The sequence below is a fragment of the Nesterenkonia suensis genome, from assembly GCF_054782935.1.
In genome coordinates this window covers 885,732-901,896 of record NZ_BAAGRN010000001.1, presented here as the reverse complement: position 1 = coordinate 901,896, position 16,165 = coordinate 885,732, and the positions used below count along the sequence as shown (strand labels likewise).

Annotated in this window: 13 protein-coding genes and 1 tRNA gene; 4 read left to right on the top strand and 10 right to left on the bottom strand. The window is 68.1% G+C overall.

Going from position 1 to position 16,165, the window contains the following annotated elements; translation table 11 throughout:
- Positions 1-9: 9 nt before the first annotated feature.
- From serA to ACYVKI_RS03875, 6 genes are all read right to left on the bottom strand, one after another.
- On the bottom strand, positions 10-1,611 hold the full coding sequence (gene serA / locus ACYVKI_RS03900) for a phosphoglycerate dehydrogenase (RefSeq protein WP_460689018.1): 1,602 nt from the start codon (positions 1,609-1,611) through the stop codon (positions 10-12).
- 95 nt (positions 1,612-1,706) lie between these two features.
- Entirely contained in the window at positions 1,707-2,732 is a 1,026-nt protein-coding gene (gene ilvC / locus ACYVKI_RS03895; RefSeq protein WP_460689017.1) for a ketol-acid reductoisomerase, read from the bottom strand.
- A gap of 57 nt (positions 2,733-2,789) precedes the next feature.
- Complete coding sequence (gene ilvN / locus ACYVKI_RS03890; RefSeq protein WP_460689016.1) at positions 2,790-3,323, bottom strand: acetolactate synthase small subunit; 534 nt, start codon at positions 3,321-3,323, stop codon at positions 2,790-2,792.
- A gap of 3 nt (positions 3,324-3,326) precedes the next feature.
- A complete protein-coding gene (locus ACYVKI_RS03885) occupies positions 3,327-5,204 on the bottom strand; it encodes an acetolactate synthase large subunit (protein WP_460689015.1) in 1,878 nt (625 codons plus the stop codon).
- 304 nt (positions 5,205-5,508) lie between these two features.
- On the bottom strand, positions 5,509-7,257 hold the full coding sequence (ilvD, locus tag ACYVKI_RS03880) for a dihydroxy-acid dehydratase (protein ID WP_460689014.1): 1,749 nt from the start codon (positions 7,255-7,257) through the stop codon (positions 5,509-5,511).
- Complete coding sequence (locus tag ACYVKI_RS03875; protein WP_460689013.1) at positions 7,238-8,287, bottom strand: EamA family transporter; 1,050 nt, start codon at positions 8,285-8,287, stop codon at positions 7,238-7,240. The genes ilvD and ACYVKI_RS03875 overlap by 20 nt, the downstream gene beginning before the upstream one ends.
- Before the next feature lie 96 nt (positions 8,288-8,383).
- Here ACYVKI_RS03875 and ACYVKI_RS03870 point away from each other — a divergent pair, with 96 nt between their 5' ends.
- Positions 8,384-9,622 (top strand): LysR substrate-binding domain-containing protein, encoded by a 1,239-nt coding sequence (locus ACYVKI_RS03870; protein WP_460689012.1) that lies wholly within the window; start codon positions 8,384-8,386, stop codon positions 9,620-9,622.
- A 28-nt stretch (positions 9,623-9,650) separates the two neighbouring features.
- Here the strand turns inward: ACYVKI_RS03870 and ACYVKI_RS03865 are convergent, their stop codons facing one another.
- On the bottom strand, positions 9,651-11,162 hold the full coding sequence (locus tag ACYVKI_RS03865) for an HNH endonuclease signature motif containing protein (RefSeq protein ID WP_460689011.1): 1,512 nt from the start codon (positions 11,160-11,162) through the stop codon (positions 9,651-9,653).
- Between the two features lie 106 nt (positions 11,163-11,268).
- The gene (locus ACYVKI_RS03860; RefSeq protein WP_460689010.1) at positions 11,269-11,889 is read right to left on the bottom strand and encodes an ANTAR domain-containing response regulator; all 621 of its coding nucleotides are present in this window, start codon (positions 11,887-11,889) and stop codon (positions 11,269-11,271) included.
- 151 nt (positions 11,890-12,040) lie between these two features.
- On the opposite strand from ACYVKI_RS03860, the gene ACYVKI_RS03855 reads away from it, so the two are divergent.
- Positions 12,041-12,121 (top strand) — tRNA-Leu (locus ACYVKI_RS03855).
- 49 nt (positions 12,122-12,170) lie between these two features.
- Entirely contained in the window at positions 12,171-12,527 is a 357-nt protein-coding gene (locus ACYVKI_RS03850) for a hypothetical protein (protein WP_460689009.1), read from the top strand.
- 246 nt (positions 12,528-12,773) lie between these two features.
- Here ACYVKI_RS03850 and ACYVKI_RS03845 read toward each other — a convergent pair whose 3' ends face one another.
- A complete protein-coding gene (locus tag ACYVKI_RS03845; RefSeq protein WP_460689008.1) occupies positions 12,774-13,475 on the bottom strand; it encodes a DUF4352 domain-containing protein in 702 nt (233 codons plus the stop codon).
- Positions 13,476-13,818: 343 nt separating this feature from the next.
- On the opposite strand from ACYVKI_RS03845, the gene ACYVKI_RS03840 reads away from it, so the two are divergent.
- Positions 13,819-14,421 (top strand): hypothetical protein, encoded by a 603-nt coding sequence (locus ACYVKI_RS03840; RefSeq protein WP_460689007.1) that lies wholly within the window; start codon positions 13,819-13,821, stop codon positions 14,419-14,421.
- Between the two features lie 125 nt (positions 14,422-14,546).
- Here ACYVKI_RS03840 and pyk read toward each other — a convergent pair whose 3' ends face one another.
- Positions 14,547-16,058, bottom strand: a complete 1,512-nt coding sequence (gene pyk, locus ACYVKI_RS03835; RefSeq protein WP_460689006.1) for a pyruvate kinase — start codon at positions 16,056-16,058, stop codon at positions 14,547-14,549.
- Positions 16,059-16,165 lie beyond the last annotated feature (107 nt).

The following is a 16,165-nucleotide window of genomic DNA, read 5'->3' as shown; positions in this document are numbered from 1 at the left end:
CAGTTCCTCTCAGTTCCGGTCCTCGAGGTCGACCTCGGCGGCCAGCGCCGCACCGACCTCCCGGGCGATGGTGTCCAGCACGCCGCTGGGCAGGGCGGCATCCACGGCCAGCACGGCCAGGGCCCGCTCCTCCCGGGTGTCCTGCGAGACCTGCATCCCGGCGATGTTCACCTCGGCCTCGCCCAGGATCCGGCCCAGGGCACCGACCACCCCAGGGCGGTCGGCGTACTCGAAGATGACCAGGTGGTCGGTCAGCGGGATCTCCAGGTCGTAGCCGTTGACGCCGACGATCTTCTCGATCTGCTTGGGTCCGGTGAGCGTGCCGCGGACCTCCAGGTTGACTCCGGAGGCGGTGGCGCCCCGCACGGTGAGCGCGTTGCGGTAGTCCTCGACGTCGGGCGTGGTGGTCAGTCGCGTGGCGATCCCGCGCTGCTCGGCCAGCACCGGGGCGTTGACATAGGAGACCTGCTCCGAGACGACGTCGGTGAACACGCCCTTCAGTGCGGCCAGCTGCAGGGCGTCGACGTTGTGCTCGGCGATCTCGCCGGCGGCCTCGGTCTCGATGTCGGTGAAGGCGTCGGAGGCCAGGGCGTTGAGCACCCGGCCCAGCTTCTCGACCAGCGGGATGCCCGGGCGGACCAGTTCGTCGATGGCGCCGCCGGCGACGTTGACCGCATCGGGCACCAGCTCCCCGGCCAGGGCCAGACGCACGGAGCGGGCCACAGAGACGCCCGCCTTCTCCTGCGCTTCGGAGGTGGAGGCCCCCAGATGGGGAGTGACCACCACGTTCTCCCGACCGAAGAACGGCAGGTCCGTGGAGGGCTCTGAGGCGAAGACGTCGATCGCCGCACCGCCGATGAGGCCCTCCGCCAGAGCGACCTCCAGGTCGGACTCGTCGACGAGTCCCCCGCGTGCCACGTTCACCACGAAGGCGGAATCCTTCATCTTCTCGAAGGCCGCACGGTTGAGCATCCCGAGCGTCTCGGGGGTCTTCGGCATGTGGATGGTGATGACGTCGGCCTTGGCGAACAGCTCATCGAGGGTGACCAGCCGGGCGCCGATCTGGTGGGCGCGCGCCGAGGTGACGTAGGGGTCGTAGGCGATGAGCTCCATGCCGAAGGACTTCATGCGCTCGGCGACCAGCCCGCCGATGCGGCCCAGTCCGATCACACCGAGGACCTTGTCCTGCAGCTCGACGCCCGAATACTTCGAGCGCTTCCACTCCCCTCCCTTGAGCGCGTGGGTCGCCGGCGCGATGTGTCGGGCCAGCCCCAGGATGTGGGCGCAGGTCAGCTCTGCGGCCGAGATGATGTTCGACGTCGGCGCGTTGACCACCATGACCCCGGCCGCGGTGGCGGCCTTGATGTCCACGTTGTCCAGGCCCACGCCGGCCCGGGCGACGACCTTGAGCCGGGGCGCGTGGCTGAGCACCTCGGCGTCGACAGTGGTGGCCGAACGCACCATGAGCGCATCCGCATCAGCGAGGTCGGTGACAAGACGCTGGCGATCGGTCCCGTCGGACTGACGGATCTCGAAGTCCGGCCCGAGGGCCTCGACAGTGGCGGGTGAGAGTTCCTCGGCAAGTACGACGACGGGTCGGTTGATGCTCACAGTGTCCTTCTTCTCGGTGATGATGGTCTGGTCTGCTCCGGTCAGAAGTATGGGGTCGGATCGTCCGCCGATCCGACCCCATACACTCTAGCCGTTCAGCGGGCGGCCGTGCCCTCGGTGTAGTCGTCCTCCTGGGTGATCCAGGAGAACAGCTTGCGCAGCTCGCGACCGGTGGACTCGATCGGGTGCGCCTCGTTCTTCTTCCGCAGCTCGGCGAACTCGGCGGCGCCGTTGCGCTGATCGTCCATGAAACGCTTCGCGAAGCTGCCGTCCTGGATGTCGACCAGCACAGCCTTCATGTTCTCCTTCACTTCCGGGGAGATGACCCGCGGGCCGGAGACGTAGTCGCCGAACTCGGCGGTGTCCGAGATCGACCAGCGCTGCTTGGTCAGACCGCCCTCGACCATGAGGTCGACGATGAGCTTCAGCTCGTGGAGGACCTCGAAGTAGGCGATCTCGGGCTTGTAACCGGCCTCGGTCAGGGTCTCGAAGCCGTACTGCACCAGCTGGGAAGCACCGCCGCAGAGCACGGCCTGCTCACCGAAGAGATCGGTCTCGGTCTCCTCGGTGAAGGTGGTCTCGATGACGCCGGCCCGGGTGCCGCCGATCCCCTTGGCATAGGCCAGGGCGATGTCCTTGGCCTGCCCCGACGGGTTCTGCTCCACGGCGATCAGCGCCGGGACGCCGCGGCCGGCCTCGTACTCGCGGCGCACCACGTGACCCGGGCCCTTGGGGGCGACCATGGCGACGTCGACGTCCTCCGGGGGAGTGATGAAGCCGTAGCGGATGTTGAAGCCGTGCGAGAACAGCAGCACGTCCCCGGCCTTGAGGTGCGGCGCGATCTGGGAGGAGTAGACCTCGGCCTGATGCTGATCCGGGACCAGGATCATGATGACGTCGGCCTCCGCGGCGGCCTCGGCCACCGGCTTGACGGTCAGCCCCTGCTCCTCAGCCTTGGCCGTGGAGCTGGACCCTTCCTTCAGGCCGACCCGCACGTCCACACCGGAGTCGCGCAGGGAGAGCGAGTGGGCGTGGCCCTGCGAGCCGTAGCCGATGACGGCCACCTTCTTGTCACTGAGGACCGCCAGGTCTGCGTCGTCGTCGTAGTAGAGGTCAGTCACGTCGAGATCTCCTTGGATGATGGGTGAGTGGTTCAGATGTCGTATGGGGTCGGCCGCTCAGCGGAGCGCCCGGTCGGTCATGGACTTCGACCCGCGGCTGATGGCCAGGGTTCCGGAGCGCACGATCTCGCGCACCCCGTAGGGCTCGAGGACCTCCAGGAGGGCGTTGAGCTTGTCCGGGGCGCCGGTGGCCTCGATGGTGAGCGAGTCCACGGAGACGTCCACGATCTTGGCGCGGAAGAGGTCCACCGCCTGGGTCACCTGGAGTCGGGTCGGCGAGTCAGCCTTGACCTTGATCAGCAGGTGGTCGCGCTGCACCGAGTTCTCCGGCGCCAGCTCGATGATCTTGATGACGTTGATGAGCTTGTTGAGCTGCTTGGTGATCTGCTCGAGGAGCTCCGCGTCGGCGTCGACGACGACCGTGATGCGGGACAGCCCGTCGATCTCGGAGGGGCCGACCGCGAGCGAGTCGATGTTGAACGCCCGTCGGGCGAAGAGGCCCGAGACCCGGGTCAGGACTCCGGGGACGTCCTCGACGAGCACGGACAGGGTGCGGCGCTGGGCGCCGGGGTTCGGCTGAGGGCTGGTCATGGTCTACTCCTCCTCGTCCCAGTCCGGCGTCATGTTGCGAGCGACCTGGATGTCGCTGTTCGAGACTCCGGCGGGGACCATCGGCCACACCATCGAGTCCCGGCTGACCACGAAGTCCACGACCACGGGACGGTCGTTGATCGCCATGGCCTGGGCGATGACGTCGTCGAGGTCCTCCTCGCGCTCACAGCGCAGCCCCACGCAGCCGTAGGCCTCCGCCAGCTTGAGGAAGTCCGGGATGCGGACGATCTCTTCGCCGGAGGGGTTCAGCGACGTGTTGAGGTCGGTGTTGGAGTAGCGGGACTCGTAGAACAGGGTCTGCCACTGGCGCACCATGCCCAGGGATGAGTTGTTGATCACCGCGACCTTGATCGGGATGTTGTTGATCGCGCAGGTGGCCAGCTCCTGATTGGTCATCTGGAAGCAGCCGTCTCCGTCGATCGCCCAGACGACACGCTCAGGATTGCCGACCTGGGCTCCCATCGCGGCCGGGACCGAATAGCCCATGGTCCCCAGACCACCGGAGTTCAGCCACTGGCGGGGGCGCTCATAGTCGATGAACTGGGCGGCCCACATCTGATGCTGGCCGACTCCGGCCACATAGACGCCCTCCGGGCCTGCTGCCTGGCCGATGCGTTCGATGACCTTCTGCGGGGCGATCGCTCCGTCCTCCGGTTCGGTCCATCCCAGCGGGTACGTCTCCCGAATGCGGCCCAGCTGACGCCACCAGCCGTCGTAGTCGGGGTGCCCCTCCTTCTCGAAGATGTCCGCGACAGCAGTGTCGAGCTCGGGGATGATCTCCTTCAGCGAGCCGACGATCGGGACGTCCGCCAGCCGGTTCTTCGAGATCTCGGCCGGGTCGACGTCAGCGTGGATGACCTTGGCCTCCGGGGCGAAGGAGTCCAACTGGCCGGTGACACGGTCGTCGAAGCGGGCCCCCAGGGTGATGAGCAGGTCTGCTCGCTGCAGGGCCGCGACGGCGGAGACGGTGCCGTGCATGCCCGGCATGCCGACGTTGAGGCCATGCGAGTCGGGGAACGCCCCCCGGGCCATCAACGTGTTGACCACCGGCGCCCCGACCGTCTCAGCCAGCGCGGCGAACTCCTCGGAGGCATCGGCTTTGATCACACCGCCGCCGATGTAGAAGACCGGACGACGGGCCTGCTGGATGAGTTTCGCGGCCTCCCGAACCTGCTTCGCATGTCCCCGCGTCACCGGACGGTAGCCGTTGAGCTCGATCGTCGGCGGCCAGGAGAACGTCGTCCTTGCGGTCTGGGCAGACTTGGTGATGTCGACCAGGACCGGACCGGGCCGCCCGGAGGAGGCCAGGTGGAAGGCCTCCGCCATCACCTGCGGGATGGTGTCGGCGTCGGTGACCAGGAACGAATGTTTGGTGATCGGAGTGGCGATGCCGACGATGTCGGCCTCCTGGAAGGCGTCGGTGCCGATCACCTGAGCGTTGACCTGACCAGTGATCGCGACCATCGGCACCGAGTCCATGTGGGCGTCCGCCAACGGGGTGACCAGGTTGGTGGCGCCCGGGCCGGAGGTGGCGAAGCAGACGCCGACCTCACCGGTGACCATGGCGTACCCCTGCGCCGCGTGACCCGCGCCCTGCTCGTGGCGGACCAGAATGTGGTTCACCGTGTCGGAGTCCATGAGCGGGTCGTAGGTGGGCAGGATAGCGCCGCCGGGGATGCCGAAGACATCCGTCACACCGAGCGCCTCCAGGCTCCGGATGATCGACTGGGAACCGGTGACCTCCACAGGCTCGACCGGCTGGCCGGGGCCATAGAGACGACGATCGGCCGAGGTCGTATGACTGGTGCGCGGCTTCTTCGCGGCCAGCGCCGCGGGGCTCGTCGCAGCTGGTGTGCTCATCGTTGACTTCCTGTTGTCCTGTCCCTGGGCGGGTGATGCGGGAACCCGGAAAGAAGAAACCCCGACAGAAAAGCGTCCCTGCTGGGGCTCTCTACCGGGGTCGAGCGTGTGCGTCAGCTCAAGGTGCGACCGTCGTCCTGCCCGCAGCGAGCAGGATTCGGGCCGCCCTGAGGAGAGTGGATCACTCCACGTCTCCCCCGGCGGCGAGTACGGCTACTCGTAGCAGGTGACGCATGACCCCCATGCTTCCCGGGCGTGTCACGGGTGTCAACAGACCAGACACCCGTCTCACTGTGTGGACCGCTCAGCCGCAGTAGGCCCCTTCGGCCGCAGAGCCCACGAGCTTGGCGTACTTCCCGAGCACCCCGGTGGTCACATACGGCTCCAGCGGACTCCAGTCCTGCTTCCGGCCGGCCAGCTCGTCCTCATCGACCACCAGCTCGATGGAGCGCCCGGCGATGTCCACGCGGATGGTGTCGCCGTCGGCGATGTAGGCGATGGGGCCGCCGTCCACGGCCTCCGGGGCGATGTGCCCGATACACAGACCCGTCGTGCCTCCGGAGAAGCGCCCGTCGGTGATGAGCAGGACATCCTTGCCCAGGCCGGCACCCTTGATCGCACCGGTGATCGCCAGCATCTCCCGCATCCCGGGACCACCCTTGGGGCCTTCGTAGCGGATCACGACGACGTCGCCGGCCTGGATCTTCCCCTCCTCCAACGCCTTGAGCGCGGCCTGCTCGCGTTCGAAGACGCGGGCGGTCCCTTCGAAGACCTCGGCGTCGAAGCCTGCTGACTTCACCACCGCACCCTCCGGGGCCAGGGATCCGCGCAGCACGGCGATGCCCCCGTTGTGGTGCATCGGGTCGTCCAGCGAGCGGATGATCTTGCCGTCGATGTCCGGCGGGTTGATCGCTTCGAGGTTCTCGGCCACGGTCCGCCCCGTCACCGTCAGACAGTCACCGTGGAGCAGCCCGGCGTCGAGCAGGGCGCGCATGACCACCGGCACGCCACCGACCCGGTCGACGTCGGCCATCACGTACTGACCGAAAGGCTTCAGGTCGCCGAGATGCGGGACCTTGTCCCCGATGCGGTTGAAGTCCTCCAGGGCGAGGTCCACGCCGGCCTCCCGAGCGATGGCCAGCAGGTGCAGCACCGCGTTGGTGGATCCTCCGAAGGCCATGGTCACGGCGATGGCGTTCTCGAAGGCCGGTTTGGTGAGGATGTCCCGGGTGGTGATCCCCTGACGGAGCAGGTTCACCACGGCCTCGCCCGAGCGGTGGGCGAAGGTGTCTCGGCGGCGGTCCGCCGAGGGCGGGGCCGCGGAGCCCGGCAGGGACATGCCCAGGGCCTCGCCGATGGCGGCCATGGTGTTCGCGGTGTACATGCCGCCGCAGGCTCCCTCGCCGGGGCAGATGGCACGTTCGATGACGTCGAGGTCCTCCTCGCTGATCGCACCGCGGGCACAGGCGCCGACTCCCTCGAAGGCGTCGATCAGGGTGACCTCCTTCTCCGTGCCGTCGGAGAAGCGGGCGATGCCGGGCATGATCGAGCCGGCATAGAGGAACACCGAGGAGAGATCAAGGCGCGCCGCGGCCATGAGCATGCCCGGAAGGGACTTGTCGCAGCCAGCCAGGAGAATGGAGCCGTCGAGGCGCTCGGCCTGCATGACGGTCTCCACCGAGTCGGCGATGACCTCACGAGAGACCAGCGAGTAGTGCATGCCCTCATGTCCCATGGAGATGCCGTCCGAGACGGAGATCGTGCCGAACTCCAGCGGGTAGGCGCCGCCCGAGTGGACGCCCTCCTTGGAAGCACGGGCCAGGCGGTCCAGCGAGAGGTTGCAGGGGGTGATCTCGTTCCAGGAGCTGGCGATGCCGATCTGCGCCTTGGAGAAGTCGTCGTCCCCCATGCCCACGGCGCGGAGCATGCCACGAGCGGGAGCGCGGGTATAGCCGTCGGTGACCTGCCAGCTGCGGGGCTTCTCCGCAGTGGACGGGCCGGTGACCGGCTGCGGCGGGGTGAACGGAGTGTCCTCACTGGTGCTCTGTGCCATAGCCAGATCGTATACCCGCGGCGGAATGTGTCGGGGGGAGCCTCGCCGTCGTTCTGGTATGTGAGACGCCGACCGGCACCTGAGCCTTCCCACCCTCCGGCACAGAGGCCGGCTCGTGCAACGTCGCTGGTGCCGGCCCCGGCACCGGCTGCCTCGGTGAGCGACGCCGTGCCGTGCCGTTGGCCCAGAGCACGCCGCCGATGACCAGTCCCCCGCCCAGGAGCTCGCCCCGCATCGGTACCTCGCCGAGTCCGATCCAGGCCGTGAGGATGCCCACCACCGGGACCAGCAGGGAGAACGGCGCGACGGTGCTCGCCGGATGCCGCGCCATCAGCCAGACCCACACTGCGGAGCCGATGAGGGTCCCGACCGTCACGGTGTAGAACAGCCCGAGCCAGGCGGGGACGGCCCCCGCGGTGAAGGAGGAGGCCAGGGCCCCGGCGATCTCCTCCGGGCCCTCCAGCGCCAGCGACAGGGCGACCATGGGCACCGGCGGGATGACCGTCATCCACAGCACCAGACGCATGGGCTTCTCGGCGCGCGCCTGACGAGAGGCGAGGTTCCCCAGCGCCCAGCCGAAGCCGCCGAGCACCACCAGCAGAAAGGGCATCCACCCGTCGAGACCCCCTCGGGTCAGTCCGACGACGACCAACCCCGCCACCGCGACAGAGACGCCGACCGTCCGCCGCGGACCGAGCCGCTCGTGGAGCAGCAGCGCGCCGAGCAGGACGGTGAAAGGAGCCGAGGACTGCAGCACCAGGGAGGCCAGCCCCGTCGGGAAGCCCGCCGCCATGCCGAGGTACAGACCGAAGAACTGCAGCGTGCCGAAGCCCAGCCCATAGCCGATCAGCCACCGCAGCGGGACATCGGGGCGCGGCACCAGCAGCAGGGTCGGCACGGCCAGGACCGTGAAGCGCAACGCGACCAGGAACAGCGGCGGGAACTGCTCCAGGGAGAAGTGGATGGCGAGAAAGTTCACGCCCCAGAGCACCGCGACGGTCAGCGCGAGGAGGAGATGACGCATGGGCATGTTCTCCAGTCTTGCCCCGCCGACTCATTCACACCAGCGCATTGTTCTGCATCCTCAGTGAAGCGGAACTGAAGTCACAGTGCGATGATGCGTCCTATGGAGCACCGACATCTTGAACTCCTCCGAGAGATCGCCGCCCGGGGAACGCTGGCCGCCGTGGCCGAGGCCACCCACCGGTCTCCGTCCGCTGTGTCTCAGCAGCTGCGGGCGGCGGAGCGAGACCTGGGGGTCCGACTTGTGGAACCGGCGTCGCGGACAGTGCGCCTGACGCCGGAGGGAGAGCTGCTGGCTACCGGCGCGGAGGACATCGCCGAGCGCATCGCTCGACTGCAGGCCCAGCTGGACGCTCGCCGGGGTTCGCCGGCGGGAACAGTCTCGGTAGGGACCCTGCCCAGCGCGGGAGAGGCGCTGATGCCCGGGCTTGTGGCACGCCTGGCGGAGACGCGGATCGATCTGGACCTCGATGACTTCGACCTGGCTGAGGCCGACTATGCCGCCCGTGCCCACGACGCGGACATCGTCATCGCCCACAGCCTCCGCGGGGACGTGCCAGCGGGCACCACGGGGCTGGAGATCACCCGGCTGGCCCGTGAGCCGCTGGTCGTGGCGCTACCGGCGCGCCACCCGCTGGCGAGCGCCGACACGATCGGTCCCGACGAGGCGGGGGCGCTGGAGTGGATCGGCGTACCACCGGGGTATCCCTTCGACACCGCGCTCGTGGCGCTGGAGAACGAGTACGGCGCTACCCTGTCACGTAGCGTACGGCTGCGAGACAACCGTCTGGTGGAATCGCTGGTGCGCGCCGGGCTGGGAGCGGCCCTGCTGCCCGGATTCACCACCCGTCCCCGTGCGGGCCTCGTGCTGCGGCCGCTGACCGGAGTACGCGCGCAGCGTACGATCGTGGCGATGAGTCGCCCGGACCGGGGCGCCCGGCTGGCCGTGCGCACTGTGACGGGCCTGCTGCAGCAGACCGGAGCGGAGCTCGAGGCCGCCCACCGCGACCCCGCCCCGGGAGAGGTGGCCGGTGCGATGGTCGACGACGAGACCCGCTGTGCCCACTACGCCACTCCGCTGGACGTGGTGGCGATCCGCTTCTACTGCTGCGGCCGCTGGTACCCGTGCCTGCACTGCCACGACGAGGCGGAGGACCACGAGGTGCTCCCCTGGCCCGCCGAACTCCACACCGCCCGAGCGATGCTCTGTGGGGTGTGCCGCCGGCAGTTCAGCATCGCGGAATACCTCCAGGTGGACGGATGCTCGGCCTGCGGCGCCGCGTTCAACCCCGGGTGCAGCCGACACCACCCGGTGTACTTCGAGGTGGGCACCCCGAGCTGAGGCGGGCACGCAGGGCTGAGCTGACCGCTCAGACGGCGACGACGTACTCCATCTGCCGCCGCGGGAAGCGCAGATCCACGGTGCGAGCGGGTGGCCCGACGGCGGTCCCGCCCTCATGCAGGCTCTTCTCCTCGGGGCCCTGCTCCTCGGAGCCCTGCTCGCCCGTGTCCTCTTCCCGGGGCAGCACGCCGTGCGACTTCATCCGGTGATGCCGCCGGCACAGCATCTGCAGATTCTCCGCCGAGGTGGGGCCCGCAGGCCAGGCCAGCCGATGGTCGGCATCGCATCGTTCCGCGGACACGGTGCAGCCCGGTGCCTGGCACGTGCCGTCACGGAACGACACGGCGTCCCGCAGCACACGCGGCACGAACCGTCCGCTGTATTCGTGGGCGAGCACCTCGAATTCCACCCCTGTCGGGCCGAGTGCGGGATGCGACAGGGAGGAGCCGAGGTGAGGCGGCGGCTCCGGCGGCTCCGGGCCATGCTCCGCCCCCGGGGCATCGTTCCTGTGCCGATCACCCGAGGGTGGATGATCGGCGGGCGGATCCGGCGGGGCATCATCGGATCCCATCGGATCCACGATCATCGTGTGCCATCGTGGTCGGGTGGCTGGATCAGCCAACAGCCCGAGAAGCTGGTCCGGCGGCAGCGGGCGCGACCGGTCGCGCATCACCGCCGGGGCATCGCTCTGCCCGGTGAGGGTCTCCAGCGGCACCATCACGGCCACAGTCGCGTCGACGGGGACATCATCCACGGTGCGACCTGTCAGCAGCCAGGCGGCGAACATGTCAGCTTCACGCTCGGCAAGAGTGCGCGGATCACCTCCAGCGCGGGTTTCGGCGGGTTGTCCCCTCCGGCCAGGGCCCTCTGGCTGCTCAAAGGTGACTGTCGGATGGTGCGGAACCGGCTGGACCGGGCTGACGGCCACCGCACGCAGCCGGTTGCGGATGGCCTCGGCGGTCAGCGTGGGGAGCAGCGCATGGAGATAGCTCATCCCCTCGTCGAGGTGCTCCAGCCACAGGCCCCGGCCGCGTGTGGCGGCCTGCGCCCGACGTCGGTGCTCCTCCGGCTCACGTACGGCCACGAATCGGCGTAGCCAGGCGTCGATCTGCGCAGGACGCCGCTCTTCGACCCACGCTGCGGCCCGCTCGTCCAGTGCCTCCACGCTGGCCGGGTGGACGAGCTGCTCTGCGGTCTCCACGATGCGGCGCAGGGTACGGGCGTCGAGCCGTCCCTCACAGAAGCCCCGCCAGGTGCACGGCAGCTCTTCACGTGCGGTGCGGGCCTGTCCCAGCAGGGTCACGACGGCGAGCTCGCTCAGCCGCATCGCCTCGGCGATCCGCGCACGGACCGCCCGTCGTTCCACCTCGCGGAGCTCCACGCTCAGGTCCTGGGCGGCAAGGTGCCGGTCGGCGTCGTCGATCACCTGGAGGGCTGCACGGAGCTGCTCCGCTTCGGCACACCGGAGCGCCCGCGTGGCACGTCGGACGGCGTCCGTGCCGGGGTCCTGCCACAGGGTGTGAGGCGCTACCGTGTCCATGTCTCACACACTAGGCACGACCCCTGACACGTCCTGCAGGAGACGCGGACCCGCCTCTTGAGGGGCGCTGCGTCAGGATCTCCCGGGGCCCCACCGGGCCAGGGATTCAGCCCATCTGGTCGACGACGGTCTCGGCGACCTCACGCATCGAGAGCCGTCGGTCCATCGAGGTCTTCTGGATCCAGCGGAAGGCCTCCGGCTCGGTCAGCCCCATCTTGGTGGTCAGCAGCGACTTCGCCCGGTCCACCAGCTTGCGGGTCTCGAACTTGTCGGCGAGATCAGTCACCTCCTCCTCGAGCGCACGGATCTCGTCGAACCGGGCGGCCGCCACCTCGATGGCGGGAATGAGGTCGTTCTCCGTGAACGGCTTGACCACATAGGCCATCGCCCCGGCTTCACGTGCCGACTCCACCAGATCCCGCTGGGAGAAGGCGGTCAGCATGACCACCGGCGCGATGCGCTCCTCCGCGATCACCTTCGCCGCGGTGATGCCGTCCATCTTCGGCATCTTGACATCCATCACGACGAGTTCAGGCTCATGCTCTCGGGCCAGCTCCACGGCCTGTTCGCCGTTGTCCGCCTCACCGACCACTTGGTATCCGGCACCTGTGAGGATCTCGACGATGTCCAGGCGGATGAGGGTCTCATCCTCTGCGACGAGGACCCGGCGGCCCTGGGTCTCTGCGGGGGCATCGCCTGTCGGGGCGGCCTGCTGCTCTTCAGTCACCGTTCTCCTTGGATGAGGTCATCGTTGCCGGCACAGGCCGACAACAGATGGACGGGCCAGTTGTCCCCCTCAGGGTATCGCCCGGTATGCTGTTGGGGCACCTCAGGGTCGCCTCCATCGGGCGAACAGATCCCACGAGGTGCAAGCACCAGCCCGAATGGCGGAATTGGTAGACGCGCCGCACTCAAAATGCGGTACCCCTGGTGTGCGGGTTCGAGTCCCGCTTCGGGCACCGGAATGACGCGGATCGAAGCCAGATTGTTGGCGAGACTCCTCGATCTGTGGGCGAGATGTCAGTGCGTCGGCGTCAGCCGGTGCGTGGCCGGCTGACTTCCCGGGCCATCCAATCATGGGGGCGTCACCCGGCGGGTTTCAAGGCGAGGCAGGCCGACGAGGACGCCACCTCCAGGAACCGGGTGGGCATGCTGGCCTGGACGTTGTACCGGCGGGGCCTGCGCCCGCATTCCGGCTACCCCCGCGATGTGTGCCGCTCCGAGGAGCGGGCCGAGGCGCAGCGGAAGTACTGCTTCGCCGAGGCCGCCGTCGCGCAGGCCGAGAGATACTCACGTGGCAAAGACGGGGCGACAGAGCCGGGGCTGCTGCACGTGCCCGTCTACCAATCGCCCGTGGAAATCTAGTCGTCACCCATGCGAGCCAGCGACTTGTCGATCCTGCGCAGGCGATACAAGGCCACCGTGCAGACGTAAGACAGCCCAAATGCCAATGAGGCGAGCCCAGCCAAGAGCATGATCCCGAGGGTCGCTCCATCTGGAGTTCCGCTCCAGATTGTTCCCGCTGTAGCGAGTACCGCGATGACGGTGGAGATGTAAAAGCAGACGATGAGCCCTCCACCAGGCTCATAGTCTCCGCGCTCCATCTTCTTGTCACTCAAGGTTGAACTCCCACTCGTAGTACGATCCCGTGTACATCTCGCGATACACGAGGTACCCACTTTCGACGGGAGTCTCAAAGACTATGGGGCCGGATGCGGTCGATCCCGGGCGCACCGATCCGCGAGGGTACTTGCTCGAATCGTCCAGGCAGTTGTTCGCCGCATGCGTCGTGGGCCTGTCCCCGACGATGCTCCCGTCACTGTCGATGATCTCGAAATGCGGAGTATTCAGCAGGAACCCATCGGGCAGATGCGGTGAGGCTTCCTCGGGGACCGAAACCTCGAAATCGATGGCGAAGAACGTCCCATCGGGCTCTATCGCGGAGACTCGATTGCATGTGAAGTCCGTGTGGACGTCGGACGCATCGAGGACTGCGATCTGATCCCCCGTAGCCGTGTCAATGAACTCCTGTGGTGACGAGTCAGGCATCGGCAAGTTCCCCCGGCTGTTGAGCTCGCCCTGCTCCGGCTCATCGACCTCCTCGTCAGGTTCGCCATCGTCCGGGCTTTCCGTCGCGTCCGGCCCTTCCGATTCCGCCGGCGATTCAGTCACGTCCGGACTCGGCTCCTCAGCCCGCTCTGCAATTTCATCCGGCGTCGGCACCGGCTGTTCCTCAGTCATTCCGACGCATCCAGTGAGGGCGAGCATTCCGATACCGGCCGCCCCGACGCCGGTCTTCCACCAGTGATCCATCCCCTCAGAGTACCCAGGGTGTCTGACGCTCATCGTCAGTGGTGACCTGACAGACCGCTGCTCCACGAAGAGTGCCGGGCACATTGCCCCCGGCAGAGAGAAGGCCCCCGGAGCTGGCCAGCGTGAGGGGGACGCTGTCTCGGCCAGACCCGGGGGCCCGAATCACTCGCACCTTAAAGAGGCCCCGCCAGTCTAGGAGCCGCCCCTGAGCGGATCCCGGCCTCCGGCTGGTCACCAGCTGAGTGGGGTGGGATGCTTCCGCGTCGCAGGCGAGGTCCGTGGGCCCGTCTCGCGGGCGTGCCCTCACATCGGCCTTGCTCTCGGTGGCATAGGCTCGTTCACCATGCGGCGCCGTGCCAGTCACCGATTCGCCCACCTGGTGACCGAAGTGTTCAGCCCCTTCCTGCTGGTGGCGGTGCTGCTCACACACGTCGCCGTACTCACCGATCCCACGTGGTGGTGGTCCGCCCTGACCTGTGTCACCTTTCTGGCCGGGATCCCGTGGCTGACCTCCGTGATGATGGTGCGTCGCGGCCGGGCCACTGACCGGTTCTTCCGGCACCGCGACCAGCGCCACCTCTTCTACGCCCTGGCCCTGGGATCCATGCTCCTGGGCGGCACGGCGCTCCTGCTTGTGCCGACCTCAGCCGACCTCCGACTCGCCGCCGTGCTGGCCGTGGGGACTCTGGCGGCGATCATGGTGATCAACACACGTGTGACGATCAGCATCCACGCACTGTCGGCCGCGCTGGCCGCAAGCGTCATCCCCGCCGGACTCCCCCACACCGCCTGGTGGGCCATCGGCGCAGCCTGCTGGGCGCTGTCCTGCTGGTCCCGGCTCGCCATGCGCCGCCACAGCGTGCTGGACCTGACACTGGGCAGTCTGCTCGGCCTCGGCGTCGGCCTTCTCTTCCTGGCCTGGGCACCGCACTACCCCGGCACATGACGCCACAGCCCCCGAGACGACGCCCGCAGTCGAGAGCCCCTGATGCCCCGGGTACACCCGGCACATGACGGAGCCCCGCGGCGAGATCGCCGCGGGGCTCCGTCATCCCGAAGGGGGTGGGACCCTCAGAGTGCGCTGTTGGCGCTGCGGGCCGGCCACGGCCCCACAGGCTCACGGTTCGGGGGTGCGTCACCGCGCCGCAGCGAATCGATGTCCGCCGCGTCCGTGATGTCGCCGATGCGGTGCACCTTGACCATGTTCGTGGTGCCGGCCTGGCCGGGAGGCGAACCGGCGGCGATGATGACCAGCTCCTCCGGCTGGGCGATGCCCTCCTCGAGCAGAAGCTTGTCCACCTGGGCGGTCATCTTGTCCGTGTGGGAGGCGAACTCCACCCAGCGTGGCTGCACGCCCCAGCTCAGGCACATGATGTTGTGTGTGTGCTCCACATGGGTGAAGGCGAAGATCGGCTGCTCCCGCCGCAGACGGGAGAGACGCCGGGCGGAATCGCCCGACCGGGTGAAGGTGGCCAGATACTTCACATCCAGCTGCTCAGCCATCTCAGCGGCCGCGCGGGTGACCGCGCCGCCGCGAGTGCGCGGTGTCGATCCCAGCGGAGGGATCCGCCCCAGACCCTTGCGCTCCGTGGCCTCGATGATGGCGGCCATGGTCTCCACCGTCATGATCGGGTACTTGCCCACCGAGGTCTCCCCGGAGAGCATGACCGCGTCGGCCCCGTCGAGCACAGCGTTCGCGCAGTCCGACGCCTCGGCTCGGGTCGGACGCGGATTGTCGATCATCGACTCCAAGACCTGGGTGGCCACGATGACCGGCTTGGCCCAGCGGCGGGCCAGCTCGATCGCACGCTTCTGCACCACGGGAACCTCCTCGAGCGGAAGTTCCACGCCCAAGTCACCGCGGGCGACCATGATCGCGTCGAAGGCGTCGACCACGTCCTGCAGCGCGTCCACCGCCTGCGGCTTCTCCACCTTGGCGATGACCGGGACGCGCCGACCCTCCTCATCCATGATGCGGTGCACCGACTCGATGTCAGCGGCGTCACGGACGAAGGACAGGGCGACCATGTCGAAGCCCATGCGCAGGGCCCAGCGCAGGTCCTCCTCGTCCTTCTCGCTCAGCGCCGGCACGGAGACCGCCACACCGGGCAGGTTGATGCCCTTGTTGTTGGAGACCTTGCCGGGGACCTCGACCTCCGTCACGACGTCGGTGTCGGTCACCTCTAGGGCGCGCAGGGCGACCTTGCCGTCGTCGATCAGCAGAGTGTCTCCGGGCTTCACATCGCCGGGCAGACCCTTGAAGGTCGTCGAGCACCGCTCCTTGGTGCCCTCGACGTCGTCGATGGTGATCGTGAACCGGTCACCCTCCGCCAGTTCGTGCTCGCCCTCGATGAAACGCCCCAGACGGATCTTCGGCCCCTGCAGGTCAGCGAAGATGGCCACCGCCTGGCGGAGATCCTTGGACACCTCCCGGACGGTCCGGTAGGTCTCTTCGTGGACGGTGTAGTCACCGTGGCTCATGTTCACCCGGGCGACATCCACCCCGGCCTCGATGAGCTGGCGCGTCACTTCATAGCCGGCGGTCGCCGGGCCGAACGTAGCGACGATCTTCGCGTGTCTCATGCCTCACCCTTTGTCGTATAGGACGGTCAAGTTGCTGATCCCCTGGCACGACGTTGGGCCAGCTGGAGGGCGCGCCGAATCTCCGGCGGCCGACATCATGAGCCTAT

Bases quoted from the DNA above. Each gene is read 5' to 3' on its own strand.
- ACYVKI_RS03885 (WP_460689015.1), bottom strand. From the start codon at position 5,204: ATGAGCACACCAGCTGCGACGAGCCCCGCGGCGCTGGCCGCGAAGAAG.
- ilvD (WP_460689014.1), bottom strand. From the start codon at position 7,257: ATGGCACAGAGCACCAGTGAGGACACTCCGTTCACCCCGCCGCAGCCG.
- ACYVKI_RS03870 (WP_460689012.1), top strand. From the start codon at position 8,384: ATGGAGCACCGACATCTTGAACTCCTCCGAGAGATCGCCGCCCGGGGA.
- pyk (WP_460689006.1), bottom strand. From the start codon at position 16,058: ATGAGACACGCGAAGATCGTCGCTACGTTCGGCCCGGCGACCGCCGGC.
- ACYVKI_RS03845 (WP_460689008.1), bottom strand. From the start codon at position 13,475: ATGGATCACTGGTGGAAGACCGGCGTCGGGGCGGCCGGTATCGGAATG.
- ACYVKI_RS03875 (WP_460689013.1), bottom strand. From the start codon at position 8,287: ATGCCCATGCGTCATCTCCTCCTCGCGCTGACCGTCGCGGTGCTCTGG.
- ACYVKI_RS03865 (WP_460689011.1), bottom strand. From the start codon at position 11,162: ATGGACACGGTAGCGCCTCACACCCTGTGGCAGGACCCCGGCACGGAC.
- ACYVKI_RS03840 (WP_460689007.1), top strand. From the start codon at position 13,819: ATGCGGCGCCGTGCCAGTCACCGATTCGCCCACCTGGTGACCGAAGTG.
- ilvN (WP_460689016.1), bottom strand. From the start codon at position 3,323: ATGACCAGCCCTCAGCCGAACCCCGGCGCCCAGCGCCGCACCCTGTCC.